Origin of the sequence: Sphingopyxis sp. (assembly GCF_035998965.1) — a bacterium.
Classification (GTDB): Bacteria; Pseudomonadota; Alphaproteobacteria; order Sphingomonadales; family Sphingomonadaceae; genus Sphingopyxis.
In genome coordinates this window covers 1-14,991 of sequence record NZ_DASYHE010000068.1, presented here as the reverse complement: position 1 = coordinate 14,991, position 14,991 = coordinate 1, and the positions used below count along the sequence as shown (strand labels likewise).

Below are 14,991 nucleotides of genomic sequence, written 5' to 3'. Positions count from 1 at the left end.
TATGCCGACGCGATGATTCGCGATTGTACGGAAACGCCAAAAATGGCTTAGGTCATATTTTGATGGTTAACGGGTCGTAAGGGTGTGCGCCCGACCGCGCCACGCCGAAACCGTCTAAGTTTCCGACACCATCGGGCCGACCTTGCCAGCAAGCTGCTTGCGCCCCTTGGTTGTCGCCGCTGTATAGGAGGTCGGCTTGCTCAACTGCCCCGGCGTCGCGCCGGCAAAGCGCTTGATCTCGCGGATCAGATGCGACTGGTCGTAAAAGGCGTCACCGAGCTGCGCCGAATCAAGCCCTTCACCGCGCGCCAGCGCCGACGCGGCGCGCACCGCGCGATATTTGCGCGCCAGCATTCGCGGCGACAGGCCGTAATAATGTTTCGTCATCCGCTCGACCGACCGGATCGACATGCCCGTGGCATCGACCAGTTCGGGAACCTGCGGGGAGGGTGACGCGGTCAACCACTCGTCAACCGTTCGGATGAACCACAGCGGCGGTGCCTCGCCGCGGGTCAGCACCTCGCGCGCAAAATTGTTGCCGATCACCAACTTGCCCTCGACATCCGCGGCCTGTTCCAATGTGGTTGCCACTTCTTCGATCCACGGCCCGAACCGATCCATTGCATCGATTGCGCGATCGGTCAGTTTTTCGGCGTCGTCGCCCATCAGCGCTGCCCATCCGGCGGGTAGCAGGCCGAAACCGAACAATTGCGCCGGACAATTGCTGATCGCGCGCACCCGCCCGCTCGTCGGGCCGATAATGATAGCGCGCGACACCGGCGCGCGGTGGCCGTCGGCAAAGACATATTCGCCGTCGGCATTGGTGACGAAGCGGAACTGCGCCCGGTCGGCGCGCTCATATTCGTCGAACTTCGGCATGTTGAGCCGCGCGAAATAGAAACTCGACACCATGTCCGCCAGATCGGGATCGGGCGGGAAATAGTGCAATTCGAACGGCGCGCTGCCGTCCACGCTGTCACGCGACGATGATGCTTCCGACATGAGACCCAGCCCCGACGGCCTTTCCCCAGGCCGCCTTGTTATCTGGAACAAATCATTTGCATTTCTTCCCTGCGCGTCAAGCGGGAAGTTTACTATTTAATTATCCTCAGGACGCAGCGATCCATGCATCGACCCGCCGTTCGAGAATGTCGAGCGGCACCGGTCCAGATTCGAGCACGACGTCGTGAAAAGCACGATAATCGAATTTGGCGCCCATCGCGGTCTGGGCCCGCGCGCGCAATTCCATGATTTTGAGCTTGCCGATGGTGTAGGCGGTGGCCTGCCCCGGATAGACGATATAACGCTCAATCGCCTTTTCGATGTCGCCATCGGGGTTCGGCGTGTTGTCTTTCAGATACTGGATCGCGCGTTCTCGGCTCCAGCGCTTGTCATGGATGCCGGTATCGACGACCAGGCGGCAGGCGCGCCACAGTTCCATGCCCAGCCGCCCGAAGTCGCTGTAGGGATCGGTGTAAAAGCCCATGTCCTTGCCCAGTTCCTCGGTATAGAGGCCCCAGCCTTCGGTGTAGGCGGTGAAGCCGCCGAAGCGGCGAAAAGGGGGCAGGCCGGTGAGTTCGGTCTGCACCGCGCGTTGCAGGTGGTGGCCCGGGACGCCCTCATGATAGGCGAGCGCTTCCAACTCCGTCTTGGGCATGTCGCGCAGGTCATAGAGGTTCACATAATAGGTGCCTGGACGCGATCCGTCGGGCGAAGGCGACTGGTAAAAGGCCTTGCCCGCCGACTTCTCGCGGAACGCCTCGACCGCCTTCACCTGCAAAGCGGCCTTGGGCAGGGTGTTGAAGAAGGCTGGAAGCCGCGCTTCCATCGCCTTGGTCCGCGCATCGACTTCGGCCAGATAGGCCTCACGCGTCGTGTGATAATATTGCGGGCTGGTGCGCAGATGCTCGAAAAACTGCTGCAGCGTGCCCTTGAAACCGACCTTGGACATGATCGCCTTCATTTCGCCGTGGATGCGCGCGACTTCGGACAGGCCGAGGTCGTGGATCTGCGTCGCGGTCATATCGGTGGTTGTATAGTTGGCGAGCAGCGCCTCATAATAGGCCTTGCCGTCGGGCAGGCGCCACACCCCATCCTGCGTTGGCGCGCTTGCCTGCTGGCGCTTCATCTCGGCGAGCAGGCGGCCGTAGGCGGGACCGGCGCTGTCGGCCCAAGCGGCCTTTGCCGCGGCGGTCAGCCGCGTTTTTTCGGCGGCGTCGATGTCAAGCTTGGCGACCTTCGCGGTGATGTCTTCTATCACTGCATTGTTCGGACCCTGCAGATTGCCGATGTCCGAAATCAGATAGGCATAGACCCATTTGGGCGGCTGAACGCCGTTGGCGGCGCGTGTCACCGACTGCGCGGTCAGCGCGTCGAGCACCGGGCCAAGCCCGCGGATCCGCGCGATATAGGCTTCGGCCTCAGCGGGATTGGCGACGCGGTGGATGTTGATCAGGAAGGCGGGGAGTTGGCTCTGCGGGCCGTTCATCTGGTCAAAGACGTAGCTGCGATCGCGGAACGGGAACAAGCGCTCGGCGCGCGCCGCCTGCGCGTTGAATAGCTCGAACGACAGCGCTTCGTCGGTCGACATCGTTTTGGGATCGAAGCTGCCGCGCATTGCCGCGGCGGTGGCCTGCTGCAATTTGTGGCTGGCAACCGCGGCCTCGTCGCTGACGTCGTTCCAGCGGCCATAGTCGCCGTCGCGAATCCCGCGATACGCCTTGCCCTGCGGGCTGAGCGACAGCTGCGCGGCGTCATAATTGTCGAAGAATTGCGCCAGGTTCGCCCCGGCAGGCACTGCATCAGGCGCGGGCGTCGATGCCGCGGTGGCGGGCGTTTCCTGCATCGCGGCGGGCGCGCAGCCCGCCACAGCGAGCAGCGCGAGGCTGGTGGACAGACGAGCGAGGATGCGAAGCTGCGACACGATTTTCTCCCGGTTTTTCCGATGGCTTTTTGGCGATGCACAATAGGTTGAGGCGGGGCTTGCCATAGCCGCGCGGGGCGCGCAATGGCGGGCCATGTCGCTCTTCGCTTCCGCTGCCGATGCCGCCTATGCGCTGGTCCGTCCGATTGTCCATGCCACCGATGGCGAGGCGGCACATAATCTGACGCTCAACGCTTTGCAGCCGCTACCGCGGGCGCGATCGGCGCTGACCAGCCCGGTGCTCGCGACCGAACTCGCCGGGCTGCATTTCCCCAATCCGGTCGGGCTGGCGCCCGGGTTCGACAAGGACGCGCGCGTCGCCCACGCGATGCCGCATTTCGGCTTCGGCTTTGTCGAGGTTGGCACGCTGACCCCGCTGCCGCAGGAGGGCAACCCGCGTCCGCGGCTGTTCCGGCTGGTCGAGGATGGCGCGGTGATCAATCGCATGGGGTTCAACAACGGTGGACAGGCGTCCGCGGCGGAGCGGATCGCATGTTTGCGGCGCCACGGCCTGCCGGTGCCGCTCGGGATCAATATCGGCGCCAACAAGGACAGCGCCGACCGCATCGCCGATTATGCCAAGGGGACGGGGGCGATGGCGCCGCTCGCCGATTATCTGACCGTCAATATCAGTTCGCCGAATACCCCGGGGTTGCGTGCGTTGCAGGACAAAGGGGCGCTTGAGGCGCTGCTCGACGGCGTGGCAGCGGCGCAGCCAGTGGGCGCGGCCAAGCCGGTGTTCCTGAAAGTCGCGCCCGACCTCGAACCCGCCGACATCGACGATATTGTCGCGGTGGCGATCGACAAAGCTCTGGCGGCGGTCATCGTGTCGAACACCACGATCACCCGTCCGGCGCTGGTGTCGCGCCATGCGGCGGAGGCGGGCGGCCTGTCGGGCGCCCCGCTTGCCGAACTGGCGCTCCAGCGCGTTCGCGATTTTCACGTCGCGAGTGGCGGCAAGGTGCCGCTGATTGCGGCAGGCGGGATCGCCTCGGCGGAACAAGCGTGGGAGCGCATCCGAGCGGGCGCGAGCCTGATCCAAATTTATTCGGCGATGGTCTATGCCGGACCGGGGCTTGCGGCGCGGATTGCGCATGGGCTGGAAAAGCTGGCGGTGCGCGACGGGTTCGCGCGGGTGAGCGACGGGGTGGGAGTAGGCGAATAAATCCTCCCTGCGGCGAAGCCGTGGGGAGGGGGACCGCCCGCGAAGCGGGTGGTGGAGGGGCAGCGACGGTGCGTTAAAAGCCCCTCCGTCAGCGCTTCGCGCTGCCACCTCCCCATCGCTACGCGACAGGGAGGATCGGTTAGGCTTGCACTCCCCCCAACCCCGCGCCAATGTCGCCGCCATGTTGAAAAGATTCCTGCCGCTTGCCGCGGTCTTCACCCTGTCCCTTCCGTCAACCGCCCTCGCACAAGGCGTCACCTCGTCCGCCGACTCGCGCGCGACTGAGGCGGGGCGTCAGATTCTGCACCAGGGCGGCACCGCCGCCGACGCCGCGGTCGCGATGGTCGCCGTACTCACATTGGTCGAACCGCAATCGAGCGGGATCGGTGGTGGCGGCCTCATGCTGCACCATGATGCCAAGGACGGCAGCATTTCGACGATCGACGGCCGCGAAATGGCGCCCGCGTCGGCCAAGCCCGATCGCTTCCTCGGCCCTGACGGCAAGCCGCGCGGCTATTCGGACGCGATCCCGGGCGGGCTGTCGGTGGGCGTCCCTGGCAACATCCGGCTGCTCGAAATGGCGCACAAGAAATGGGGCAAGCTGGAATGGTCGGCGCTGTTCCAGCCCGCGATCAAGCTGGCCGAAGAGGGCTTCGAAGTCACCCCGGTGCTGCACAATTGGATGACGCGCTTCGAATCCTTGTGGAAGGATTTTCCCGAAGCGCGCGCAATTTATTATGTCGATGGCAAGCCCGCGCCGGTCGGCACCCGGATCCGCAACCCCGCCTATGCCGCGCTGCTGCGCGATGTTGCGGCGCGCGGTCCCGATGCTTTCTACACCGGCGCCAACGCCAAGGCGATTAGCGACGCGGTCGCCAATGCGCCGCGCAACAAGGCGACGCTGACGGTCAAGGACGTTGCAGCCTACAAGGCCAAGGAGCGCCCCGCGGTTTGCACCACTTACCGCGTGTACAAAGTCTGCGGGATGGGGCCGCCCTCATCGGGGGCGACCACCGTTTTCGGTATCCTCGGGATGATCGAGGGTTGGGACATGAAGGCGATGGGGCAAGACAACCCGATGAGCTGGCATCTGCTCGCCGAGGCGATGCAGCTGTCTTACGCAGACCGTGCCGCCTATCTGGGCGATCCCGATTTTGTCGATGTGCCGGTGACGGGCCTGCTCGACAAGAAATATCTGGCCGAACGCCGCCAGCTGATCTCGCCATTCGGCGCTGCGGGCAAATATGAACCCGGTACGCCGCCGGGGGCCACGCCGCGCGCCGCGGCGGTGCCGATCCCCGAGCAGGGGACGACCCATTTTGCGGTGGCGGACAAAGCCGGCAATGTCGTGTCGATGACCTCGACCATCGAAAGCATTTTCGGCAGCCACCTGATCGCCAACGGCTATTTCCTCAACAACGAACTCACCGATTTCGATCTGGCACCAACGCAGAACGGCGTGCCGACCGCCAATCGCGTGCAGGCGGGCAAGCGCCCGCTGTCGTCGATGTCGCCGACCATCGTTTATGGTCCGGATGGCAAGGTTGTGCTGGCGGTCGGTTCGGCGGGCGGCAAGCGCATCATCATGCATGTGACGAAAGTGCTGGTCGGGGTGCTCGACTGGGGGCTCGATGCCAAGACGGCGATGGAACTGCCCAATCTTTATTTCGGCGACCGCGGCGTGCTGATCGAAAATACCGACGCGGGCGAGGCGATGGCCGCGAAGATGCAACCCTTTGGCTATAGCTTCACGCCCACGGACCTCGGTTCCAAGCTCAACGCGGTCGAGCGCATCGGCGACAGCTGGCGCGGCGCCGCCGATCCGCGCGGGCCGGGGACTTCATCGGTGGATGGCGCGCCGCCGCAGGGCTAAGCTACAACGACAACAGATCAAAATTCGCGGAGAGTGACAGGCATGAAGCTGGACAATCCCCATCTCGACCATTTTCCGAGTCTGGTCGCGATGTTTTTCGACCGCGCGGAAAGGGGCGGCGAAGATCCGTTCCTGTGGCGCAAAGCCGATCGCGTCTGGCATCCGCTGAGTTGGCGACAGGTCGCGAACCAGGTCGCAGCGCTCGCGCATGGGCTGCGCGAGATGGGGCTGAAGGAGGGCGACCGCGTCGTGCTGGTCAGCGAGAATCGCCCCGAATGGTGCATCGCCGATCTGGCGATCATGGCCGCGGGATGCATCACCGTCCCAACCTATACGACCAACACCGAACGCGATCACCAGCACATCCTCGACAACAGCGGTGCGAAGGCGGTGATCGTATCGACCGCCAAGCTGGCGCGCACGCTGATGCCCGCGGTAACCCGCTCCGACGCGCACACCGTCATCACCATGGAAAGCCTTCGCGTCGGGCAGCAGGGCGATGTCGCGGTGCGCGACTGGGCGCCGCTCGTCACGGGCGGTGAAGCGCATCTGGAGGAGGCCAAGGCGCGCGGCGCGGCGATGACGCGCGATGACACCGCCTGCCTGATCTACACCAGCGGCACCGGCGGTGCGCCGCGCGGGGTGATGCAGCATCATGGCGCGATCCTGCACAACGCCGCGGGCGCCGCCGAGGTGCTGGTCAATGATTTCGGCATCGGCGACGAGGAAGTGTTCCTGTCGTTCCTGCCGCTCAGCCACGCCTATGAACATTCTGGCGGCCAGTTTCTGCCGATCATGGTCGGCGCGCAAATCTATTACAGCGAAGGTCTGGAAAAACTGGTTTCGAACATCGAGGAGACGCGCCCGACGATCATGGTCGTCGTGCCGCGCCTGTTCGAAGTCATCCGCGCCCGCATGATCAAATCGGTCGAAAAGCAGGGCAAGCTCGCCAACTGGATGCTGAACCAGGCGCTGCGCGTCGGCGAAAAAGATTATGAGCGCCGCATGGGCGTGCTCGATCGCCCGGTCGACCTGATCCTCGACAAATTGTTCCGGCCCAAGATCCAGAAACGCTTCGGCGGGCGGATGAAAGCGCTGGTGTCGGGCGGCGCGCCGCTCAATCCGGAGATCGGGGTGTTCTTCCACTCGATCGGACTCACCCTGCTGCAAGGCTATGGCCAGACCGAGGCGGGGCCGGTGATCAGCTGCAATCGCCCCGCAGCGGGGATCAAGATGGACACCGTCGGCCCGCCGCTGATGAACACCGAGGTCAAGATCGCCGACGACGGCGAGATTTTGGTGCGCGGCGAACTCGTCATGAAAGGCTATTGGCGCAATGACGCCGAAACCGCGCGGGTGCTGGTCGACGGCTGGCTCCACACCGGCGACATCGGCCACATTGACGACAAGGGCCGCATCGTCATCACCGACCGCAAAAAGGATCTGATCGTCAACGACAAGGGCGACAATGTCTCGCCGCAGCGCGTCGAAGGCATGTTGACGCTCCAGCCCGAGATTTTGCAGGCGATGGTCTATGGCGACAAGCGCCCGCACCTTGTCGGCTTGCTGGTTCCCGATCCCGAGTGGATGGCCGAATGGGCCGAGGCCGAGGGGCTGCCAAAAGAGCTGAGCCGCCTGCGCGAGCATGAGAAATTCCGCGCCGCGATCCGCGCTGCGGTGGACCGCGTCAACGGCCAGCTGTCGGTGATTGAAAAGGTGCGTAAGTTCGACTTTGCCGATGAAGCCTTTTCCATCGAGAACGAACAGATGACACCTTCGATGAAAATCCGCCGCCATGTGCTGCGCGAGGTGTATGCCGACAAGATTGCGGCGCTGTATAAGGCCTGAGAAATACGGCTTACGGCGACTGCTCGTCTGCCGGACGCTTACCGAAGGCGCGTCGGCGTAGCGTCTCGATTTGGACTGTCCTTTCGGATGCAGCGGGTTCGCCGCCGCGATTAAAGCCGGGGTCCGTTTTCCGCATCAGCTGGATAGCGAGATAGCTGAAGTGGGCAAGCCATAGCAGTCCGATCCATAGCATGACCTGTCGCGCGGTCAGCATCGCTTCCACCGACTGTCCGAAATCCCAAGAAGCGACCAGCGCGGCGCCCAAGGCCCACAAGCTAAGAAGGACGTTGATCAGCGCGTGAGCACCGGAACGGCCCAAGTCGTGCAAACGGCGGACCATCGCGGCGGTAAGAAGAAGCAGGAAAATCTGACGGATAACCCCAAACATGCCCTGCATTTCGTACATATTCAGAAACATATGCTGTTCGTCGGTTGGCGCGACGCGGGCGAGAAATGCCGCGCGGTCTGCGGAGCCGAGCTCGCGGTAAAGATCGAGCGCGGGAGGTGCCGGGATGAAAAACATGACAAAGAACAGAAAAGCCAGATAGTGCCAAAACTGCATCCGCGTATCTCGTCCTCGAAATCGAAGTACGCCAGACAAGCCGTGGACGATATTTTTTAGTGGGTTTACAGTAGCCATTGTACTGATAAAGCAACATATGTTTTAGAAAAGACTAACGTCTCGTCTCATATCGCTTTGCTTGCAAAAGCAGGCGGGGTTGCGACCCGAAGAGCTCGGCACAAACCGGTCCCCGCCTGCGGCTGAACCGCTGGTTCAGCCCGCGTCCCCCGCCGGTTTGCGATAGGGGACGAATTCGCCGAAGACACAGGTCGGACCGCGGATGCCGCTCGACCGGTCGACCAGATGGAAAAAATCGCCTTCGCAGGTCGATGATCCAAACTGGCGGACGACCATGATATCACTATCGCGGGCGAGGCCGGGGCAGCTGTTTTTCAGGTCGTTACGGTACACCAGATTGCCGCCTGAACGATACAGCAGGATGCTGTCCGAGACGCGGATCGTGTCGTTGCTGCGATAGTTGGGCAGGCATCGCATCGGCTCGCCCGGAACCTTGCCGGCCAGCTGTTTGTCCAGCCGCTCGGCCTGTTTCGGGGTCAACGCGGCGGCGCCCGGTTCGGCGGTCCCGGCGGGCGCGCAGCTCGCGACCAGCGGTGCTGCTGCGATTAACAGCAGAGCGCGCATCGGGTTCAGCGTGGCCATGAAATTGCTCCTTGAGATTGCGCAATATATTGTCGGCAGATGAACCGGCGCTGAAGTGGCCGCATCATGCGGCGTCCTTGAGCGCACGAATACGCCCGAGTTCGGCAGCACTCGGCGCCCGCAAAAAGGGATTTGTGGCGCGCTCGGCGCCTATCGTCGTCGGCACCGTGGCTTCTCCGGCGGCGCGCGCCGCCTCGACCGCCGCCAGCCGCGCGGCGAGCGCATCATTGTCCGGATCGACCGTCACCGCAAAGCGCGCGTTCGACAGCGTATATTCATGCGCGCAATAAACACGCGTTGCATCGTCGAGCGTGGCGAGTTGCTGCATATTGGCGAACATCTGCTCGGCGGTGCCTTCGAACAACCGGCCACAGCCCATCGCGAACATCGTGTCGCCCACGAAGATCGCGGCGTCGTCGGCAAAATGATAGGCGAGATGGCCGGCGGTGTGCGCGGGGACGTCCCAGACGCTGGCGATATGATTGCCCAAGCGAACGGTGTCGCCCCCCGTCACCTGCACATCGAGGGTCGGGATACGCGCAAATTCGGCCGCCGGTCCTGTTATTGTACAGCCGGTGGCATCCTTGATCGCGGCGTTGCCGCCGGTGTGGTCGGGGTGCCAATGGGTGTTCCAGATGTCGGTGATCGTCCACCCCCGCGCGGCCGCGGCTTCGAGCACGGGGTCGGCAACGGCGGGGTCGACGACCATCGTCGCTTCGCTGTCCGAATCATGGACCAGCCAGACATAATTGTCGCTGAGCACCGGGATGCGAACGATGTCGAGTGCGGTCACGATTTTCTCCTTTCCATCGTCTCGCCTTTGCAAGACGGAGCGGCAGCGCCAAAGCCTTGGTTCGGCTGGTCAGCGGGCCAGCGCATCATAGCCATACTCGTTGAACTCGATCAGGCAGAATCCGTTGCCGAACGGATCGGCGAACATCGCCTGTCTGCCATAGGGCAGCGCCAGTGTCTCGCCCTCCTGCACCGCGCCGGCCTCAAGGGCCTGCCGGACGGCATCATCCAGGTCGGTGACCGAAAAGTCCGGATGCACCGGCGTCCAGTGCCGATTATAGCGGCGAAAATCGCCAGCGCCGGGGCCGATCGCCGACCCGGCGCGTTTCGCGATCAGATAGATGGGCGCCTCGCATCCGGCCAGCTCGACGATATCGTCGCCGAATCGACGGGTGACAGTCAATCCCAGCGCATCGGTGTAGAATCTTTCGCCAGCCGCCAGATCGGGCACGTCGATATTGATCAACAGGCCCGGCATCGCGCGGCCCCTACCAAGTGCCGGTATTGGGCATCGAAGCCCAAGGTTCCTGCGGCGGCAGGTGCCCCTCCTGAAGCAGTTCGACCGAAATGCCGTCGGGCGAGCGGACGAACGCCATATGGCCGTCGCGCGGCGGGCGGTTGATCGTTACTCCCGCGTCCATCAGCCGCTGGCACGTCGCGTAGATATCGTCGACGCGGTACGCCAGATGCCCGAAGTTGCGGCCGCCCGCATATTGCTCGGGCGCGCTGCCGTCCTCGGGCGGCCAATTATAGGTCAGTTCGACCTCGGCGACGCCCGCTTGCCCCGGACAGGCGAGGAAAATCAGCGTGAAGCGTCCCTGTTCGCTGTCGAAACGGCGGACCTCCTCCAGCCCGATCAGGTTGAAAAAGGCGACGGTCGCGTCGGGATCCGACACGCGGATCATGGTGTGGAGATATTTGGTCATGTCGCTGTTCTACGCGCGAAGGCTCCGACCTTCAAATGCTTCGAACAAGTTTACGAATTCATCGGGCACCGGGGTCGGTGCGCCCTGTGCCTCGGCGACATGGACGCTGACCTCCAGCCCCGTCGCGCGCAGATCGTCTTTGCCCGCGCCATGCAGCTCGAACAGAAAGGTCATCGAGCTCCTGCCCACGCGCGAACAGCGCACGCAAATATCAACTTCTTCGTCGAGCAAAATTGGCACCTTGTAATCGACCTCGGCCCGCGCGACGTGGAATTCGGGGCTGTCGCGATCGGGCCAGCGGTCATAGACGCCCACGGCGCGCCAATACTCTGTGATCCCGATGTCGAAATACTCCAGGTAACGGCTGTTGAACACGACCGCCTGCGCATCGATTTCGGCGTAGCGGACGCGCTTGATGACGTGGAATTTGAAGTCGCTGCGAGCCATGAACATCCTCGGGCATAGATGAATAGAAAAGCCGTGTCCCCGCGAAGGCGGGGACCCATCTCCAGCCGGTTCGATTTTGCACCGATCGGAGATGGACTCCCGCCTTCGCGGGAGAACAGGGCTTTTTCAATCAAAGTTTAGTTTGCGGTCGCCAAGCGCGCGACGGTGTCGATCAGCAGCGCGATGTCGGTGTCGCGCGACAGGCGGTGGTCGCCGCCCTTGACCAGCGTCACCTGTACATCGTCGCTGGCGAGCGCCGCCGACAGGCGCAGGCTGATGTCGGGCGAGACGTCGCCATCGTCCTGCCCATGGAGCAGACGCACGGGGCAGGTGAGGGGGATTTCGCTGGTCAGCAACCGGTTCGCCTCGCCCGACTGGAAAAAAACGCGCGTCGTCACATAAGGCTGGTCGCTGTACGAGGTTTCTTCGCGCAGTTCGCCCTCGGCGAGGATGATCGCCTTTTCGGCGTCGCTGAAACCCCAGTCGGTAAAATCGGGCGCCGCGGCGATCCCGACCAGCCCCGCAACGCGCCCCGGCCCGTCGCGCTGGACCAGCGCGAGCGCGGTGAGCAGCATCAGCCAGCCGCCCATCGACGAACCGACGATCACCACCGGACCCGTCGCGCGGGCGTCGATCAGGTCGAGGACATCGCCGCGCCAGTCGAGCAAATTCTGCTCGGCGAACAGACCGTCCGACAACCCGCAACCGGCATAATCGAGGAGCAGGCAGGCACGACCTTCGGCGGCTGCCCAGTCGAACAGCGCGGTGGCCTTACCACCCGCCATGTCGGACATATAGCCGGGGAGAAAGACGATCGTCGGCCCCGCGCCCGCGACATGGCGATAGGCGAGGCGAGGGCGGCCGGGGCGTTCGAGGTAGTCGGGTGCCGAACCTTCGCTCACCAAATTTCACCCTCTATTCCCGTTCGTGTCGAGCGAAGTCGAGACACCCTTCGGGATAGCGCAAGATCGAGGGGCATCTCGACGTCGCTCGATGCGAACGGAGGTGTAGTTGGGCGTGTCGGGCGCACGCCGGTCAGATCACCCAGTCGATTGTGTTCATCTGCATCGCGGCCTGCCCCTTCGCGGCGCGCTGCTCGACCATGATCTTGTTGAGCCTGCGGATCGTGTCGCTGCCGGTGGTGATGCACCAGCCGGGGACGACGGCATGGACCAGCGCACATAGGCCGCCATAGATCATCGTCACCCCGAATTTCGAGGCGACGCCGAAATGTTCGATGTAATTTTCATCGACCGCCTTGGGATGATCGACAAACAGGCGCTTGAACATGAGGTGGCTCCCTTCCGGCTGCCGCTGCCCTAGCGAGCCATCGATCGGCTCGCAAGGGCAGGGCGCGGCTGGTCGCTCATTCGGCGAGGAAATCGTCGACCGCTTTGGCAAAGGCTTCGGGCTGGTCGAGCATGATGAAGTGACGGCTGCCCGTCACCATGTGCGCGGTGAATTTGGCGACGCCGACATATTGCGGTTCGAACGCTGCCTTCGCGCGATCGGCGGGCATCAGGCTGTTGTCCTGAGCATAGAGCAGGGTCACCGGCGCGGTCACCGCGGCAAGTTCGCCGCGCATGTCGGTGGTCATCACGTCGTGAAAGACCTGCGCCGTCACCCGCGCATCGGCGGCGCGCGTCCAGCCGAGGATCGCGGTGCGGCCAGCGGGCTGGTTCGACATGCCGCCGGCCATGCTCACCGGGCCGGGATCGCTGACCGGCCCCGTCGGCGCGGGCTGGCCATATTGGGCGCGCATCATCGCCGCCATCTGCTCGGCTTGCGGTTTCACGCTGTCCACCGTCGCCGCCGGGTTGAACAGCGTGCCGATGAAGGGCAGCGCGTCGACGATCATCAGCTTGCCGACCTGTTGCGGCACTCGCGCCGCGATCATCAATCCGGTCAGCCCGCCCATCGAATGGCCGATGATCGCGGGCGCAGCGCGGCCCTGATCGGTGATGCAATCGTCGATATAATCGGCCACTTCGCGCATCATCGGGTCGAGCACCGGTCCCTCGGCATTGACCCCGGCTGCGTCGCCAAAGCCGCGGATCTGGACGCGGTGCAGCCGACGTGTGCCTTTCAGCCGCTCGGCAGTCGTGTCCCAGACCGCGCGCGGGCTCGACAAGCCCGGGATCAGCACGACATCGGGACCATCGCCTTCGACCAATATGGTGATGCGCTGGCCCTCGACCAGCCCGGTCGGACAGGGCTCGGCGGCATCGGCGCGGCCCGTGATCAGGCCGACCGCAAGCAGGAAGGTCGCGGCAACAGAAGTTTGTCGTGTCATGGCGTTCAATCCTTCAGAAAAATCTCTTCGATCGGCAGCCCGAACAGGTCGGCGATGCGAAAGGCGAGGGGGAGTGAGGGGTCATATTTGCCCGTCTCGATCGCGTTGACCGACTGGCGCGATACCTCCAGCCGCTCGGCAAGGTCGCCCTGACTCCAGTCACGCTCGGCGCGCAGGACTTTCAGGCGGTTTTTCACAGGCAAGGTCCGCCGTCGCCAATCGTGACCTTGTTGACCAACGATCCGACCGCGAGCCCCAGGCACCAGACCGGGAACACATAGAATAGCTGCACCCGCGGCACGGTGGTGAACAGCTCCAAAATGCCCCAGCCACTGGCCAGCGCGAGGGTGAAGCCCGTCGCCACGAGCATCTTGCGGATTTCCAGCATCCGGACATATTCATCCTTCAACTCGGCAACATAGCTCGCCATCGCCCAGATGAAGCCCGAGGTAGCAAGCGCAGGGACGAGGGCAATGGTCACGGTCAGCGGCGTCGCCGCCGCATCGTCGGGAATGAGCCAGCTCGCCAGCACCACCGCCGCGATATAGGCAGCTGAAAGCAGGATCATCCGGCGCATATAGCGACGCTGCGCGGGGTTCTGTGCCACGGCTCAGCTCTCCCGCGGGCGGCAGCGCGCCGAACCCGCGACGATCGCGACCATGACGAGTGGCAGCACCGTCACCAGGCTGGTCGCCACGTTGGCGCGGATGATGTCGGCAGCACCCAACAGGGCGATGGCGAGGATGGCGATCGCCCAGGGCAGGGCGCGCAGCATATGCGGCATTGGTCAAGCTCCCTTGTTAATCAGTCAAGGAACATTGACATTGTGATTCGCGATTGTCAAGCGACATTGACTAAGTGACAAGCTTCCCACCCAAAGATGCCCGTTCGGTCCGGCCGTGTAAGAGCTCGCGCTAACGAAGGTGGCCGCGAAAGGCGTGGCGCCAACGCCAGTTGAGGAGGTGCGCGCTGGCGAGCGTCACCGCGCCGAACGACGTCAGTAACCGGTCGGCGGTTTCGGGGTCGGCTAGCGGCAGCCAACCTTCGTGCGCTGCCAGCCCCGCGGCCAAAAGGCCGACGCCTGCTGCTGCAAGCGCAGCAGGCGCCACCCGACCGTGGCGCCGCCAACCATCCCTCATGGCAAAAGTCGCGGCGGGCAAAGCCAGCATCAAGATGGCCGCATGCACCCATTCAGGCATCGCGATCCACGTGCCGAGTGCGGGAGCGAGCAGGATCAGCAGCGGCAGTGCGAGGCAATGCACAAGGCAGGTCAGCGACAGCGTGATCCCCAACAGGTCGGCAAAGCGCGGGCGCGCGGCGGGGATACACATGATGGGAGACTTTCGCGGGAGGGGCTTGCCGTGCGAGATAGTGATACATTGTATCATTGCAAGTCCGATTGTGAATCCGCCCCTTGCCGCCCCCACCGCATGCTGGCAAAGGAACCCGGCAATTTTGCCCAGAAAGGCTATAGTTTCGATGTCCCAGATGATCCGCGTCAC

18 protein-coding genes are annotated in these 14,991 nt (G+C 63.7%); 3 read left to right on the top strand and 15 right to left on the bottom strand.

Annotated features, from left to right (window positions below):
* Positions 1 to 114: 114 nt before the first annotated feature.
* Positions 115 to 1,002, bottom strand: a complete 888-nt coding sequence (locus VGN68_RS11970; RefSeq protein ID WP_327476936.1) for a helix-turn-helix domain-containing protein — start codon at positions 1,000 to 1,002, stop codon at positions 115 to 117.
* Between the two features lie 106 nt (positions 1,003 to 1,108).
* The gene (locus tag VGN68_RS11965) at positions 1,109 to 2,923 is read right to left on the bottom strand and encodes a DUF885 domain-containing protein (RefSeq protein WP_414713041.1); all 1,815 of its coding nucleotides are present in this window, start codon (positions 2,921 to 2,923) and stop codon (positions 1,109 to 1,111) included.
* A gap of 94 nt (positions 2,924 to 3,017) precedes the next feature.
* Here VGN68_RS11965 and VGN68_RS11960 point away from each other — a divergent pair, with 94 nt between their 5' ends.
* From VGN68_RS11960 to VGN68_RS11950, 3 genes are all read left to right on the top strand, one after another.
* Complete coding sequence (locus tag VGN68_RS11960) at positions 3,018 to 4,088, top strand: quinone-dependent dihydroorotate dehydrogenase (protein ID WP_327476934.1); 1,071 nt, start codon at positions 3,018 to 3,020, stop codon at positions 4,086 to 4,088.
* A 181-nt stretch (positions 4,089 to 4,269) separates the two neighbouring features.
* A complete protein-coding gene (ggt, locus tag VGN68_RS11955) occupies positions 4,270 to 5,961 on the top strand; it encodes a gamma-glutamyltransferase (RefSeq protein ID WP_327476932.1) in 1,692 nt (563 codons plus the stop codon).
* Between the two features lie 42 nt (positions 5,962 to 6,003).
* The gene (locus VGN68_RS11950; RefSeq protein ID WP_327476930.1) at positions 6,004 to 7,809 is read left to right on the top strand and encodes a long-chain fatty acid--CoA ligase; all 1,806 of its coding nucleotides are present in this window, start codon (positions 6,004 to 6,006) and stop codon (positions 7,807 to 7,809) included.
* A 10-nt stretch (positions 7,810 to 7,819) separates the two neighbouring features.
* On the opposite strand, the gene VGN68_RS11945 is transcribed toward VGN68_RS11950, so the two are convergent.
* The 13 genes from VGN68_RS11945 to VGN68_RS11885 all read right to left on the bottom strand — a co-directional run bounded on the left by VGN68_RS11945 (position 7,820) and on the right by VGN68_RS11885 (position 14,820).
* Positions 7,820 to 8,449: a DUF805 domain-containing protein gene (locus VGN68_RS11945; protein ID WP_327476928.1), complete on the bottom strand. Its 630-nt coding sequence runs from the start codon at positions 8,447 to 8,449 to the stop codon at positions 7,820 to 7,822.
* Positions 8,450 to 8,584: 135 nt separating this feature from the next.
* A complete protein-coding gene (locus VGN68_RS11940) occupies positions 8,585 to 9,031 on the bottom strand; it encodes a hypothetical protein (RefSeq protein ID WP_327476925.1) in 447 nt (148 codons plus the stop codon).
* 64 nt (positions 9,032 to 9,095) lie between these two features.
* Positions 9,096 to 9,824, bottom strand: a complete 729-nt coding sequence (gloB, locus tag VGN68_RS11935; protein WP_327476923.1) for a hydroxyacylglutathione hydrolase — start codon at positions 9,822 to 9,824, stop codon at positions 9,096 to 9,098.
* A gap of 69 nt (positions 9,825 to 9,893) precedes the next feature.
* Positions 9,894 to 10,301 carry a VOC family protein gene (locus VGN68_RS11930; RefSeq protein WP_327476921.1) on the bottom strand — a complete coding sequence of 136 codons (408 nt, stop codon included), beginning with the start codon at positions 10,299 to 10,301 and terminating at the stop codon, positions 9,894 to 9,896.
* 10 nt (positions 10,302 to 10,311) lie between these two features.
* Positions 10,312 to 10,749 (bottom strand): VOC family protein, encoded by a 438-nt coding sequence (locus VGN68_RS11925; protein WP_327476919.1) that lies wholly within the window; start codon positions 10,747 to 10,749, stop codon positions 10,312 to 10,314.
* Positions 10,750 to 10,758: 9 nt separating this feature from the next.
* Positions 10,759 to 11,196, bottom strand: a complete 438-nt coding sequence (locus VGN68_RS11920) for a thioesterase family protein (protein WP_327476917.1) — start codon at positions 11,194 to 11,196, stop codon at positions 10,759 to 10,761.
* Between the two features lie 137 nt (positions 11,197 to 11,333).
* Positions 11,334 to 12,098, bottom strand: a complete 765-nt coding sequence (locus VGN68_RS11915; RefSeq protein ID WP_327476915.1) for an alpha/beta hydrolase — start codon at positions 12,096 to 12,098, stop codon at positions 11,334 to 11,336.
* A 133-nt stretch (positions 12,099 to 12,231) separates the two neighbouring features.
* Positions 12,232 to 12,486 carry a DUF6356 family protein gene (locus VGN68_RS11910; protein ID WP_088441503.1) on the bottom strand — a complete coding sequence of 85 codons (255 nt, stop codon included), beginning with the start codon at positions 12,484 to 12,486 and terminating at the stop codon, positions 12,232 to 12,234.
* Between the two features lie 76 nt (positions 12,487 to 12,562).
* On the bottom strand, positions 12,563 to 13,489 hold the full coding sequence (locus VGN68_RS11905; protein WP_327476912.1) for an alpha/beta hydrolase: 927 nt from the start codon (positions 13,487 to 13,489) through the stop codon (positions 12,563 to 12,565).
* 5 nt (positions 13,490 to 13,494) lie between these two features.
* A complete protein-coding gene (locus tag VGN68_RS11900; protein ID WP_053556040.1) occupies positions 13,495 to 13,686 on the bottom strand; it encodes a helix-turn-helix transcriptional regulator in 192 nt (63 codons plus the stop codon).
* On the bottom strand, positions 13,683 to 14,096 hold the full coding sequence (locus tag VGN68_RS11895; RefSeq protein WP_327476905.1) for a hypothetical protein: 414 nt from the start codon (positions 14,094 to 14,096) through the stop codon (positions 13,683 to 13,685). Before VGN68_RS11895 ends, VGN68_RS11900 begins: the two co-directional genes overlap by 4 nt.
* Positions 14,097 to 14,099: 3 nt before the next feature.
* Complete coding sequence (locus VGN68_RS11890; RefSeq protein ID WP_327476903.1) at positions 14,100 to 14,273, bottom strand: hypothetical protein; 174 nt, start codon at positions 14,271 to 14,273, stop codon at positions 14,100 to 14,102.
* A gap of 130 nt (positions 14,274 to 14,403) precedes the next feature.
* Positions 14,404 to 14,820 carry a MerC domain-containing protein gene (locus tag VGN68_RS11885; protein WP_327476901.1) on the bottom strand — a complete coding sequence of 139 codons (417 nt, stop codon included), beginning with the start codon at positions 14,818 to 14,820 and terminating at the stop codon, positions 14,404 to 14,406.
* Positions 14,821 to 14,991 lie beyond the last annotated feature (171 nt).

Excerpts from the sequence above, each read along its gene's own strand:
- VGN68_RS11970 (WP_327476936.1), bottom strand. The coding sequence starts at position 1,002 with ATGTCGGAAGCATCATCGTCGCGTGACAGCGTGGACGGCAGCGCGCCG.
- VGN68_RS11960 (WP_327476934.1), top strand. The coding sequence starts at position 3,018 with ATGTCGCTCTTCGCTTCCGCTGCCGATGCCGCCTATGCGCTGGTCCGT.
- ggt (WP_327476932.1), top strand. The coding sequence starts at position 4,270 with ATGTTGAAAAGATTCCTGCCGCTTGCCGCGGTCTTCACCCTGTCCCTT.
- VGN68_RS11950 (WP_327476930.1), top strand. The coding sequence starts at position 6,004 with ATGAAGCTGGACAATCCCCATCTCGACCATTTTCCGAGTCTGGTCGCG.
- VGN68_RS11945 (WP_327476928.1), bottom strand. The coding sequence starts at position 8,449 with ATGGCTACTGTAAACCCACTAAAAAATATCGTCCACGGCTTGTCTGGC.
- VGN68_RS11940 (WP_327476925.1), bottom strand. The coding sequence starts at position 9,031 with ATGGCCACGCTGAACCCGATGCGCGCTCTGCTGTTAATCGCAGCAGCA.
- VGN68_RS11930 (WP_327476921.1), bottom strand. The coding sequence starts at position 10,301 with ATGCCGGGCCTGTTGATCAATATCGACGTGCCCGATCTGGCGGCTGGC.
- VGN68_RS11925 (WP_327476919.1), bottom strand. The coding sequence starts at position 10,749 with ATGACCAAATATCTCCACACCATGATCCGCGTGTCGGATCCCGACGCG.
- VGN68_RS11920 (WP_327476917.1), bottom strand. The coding sequence starts at position 11,196 with ATGGCTCGCAGCGACTTCAAATTCCACGTCATCAAGCGCGTCCGCTAC.
- VGN68_RS11910 (WP_088441503.1), bottom strand. The coding sequence starts at position 12,486 with ATGTTCAAGCGCCTGTTTGTCGATCATCCCAAGGCGGTCGATGAAAAT.
- VGN68_RS11905 (WP_327476912.1), bottom strand. The coding sequence starts at position 13,489 with ATGACACGACAAACTTCTGTTGCCGCGACCTTCCTGCTTGCGGTCGGC.
- VGN68_RS11890 (WP_327476903.1), bottom strand. The coding sequence starts at position 14,273 with ATGCCGCATATGCTGCGCGCCCTGCCCTGGGCGATCGCCATCCTCGCC.
- VGN68_RS11885 (WP_327476901.1), bottom strand. The coding sequence starts at position 14,820 with ATGTGTATCCCCGCCGCGCGCCCGCGCTTTGCCGACCTGTTGGGGATC.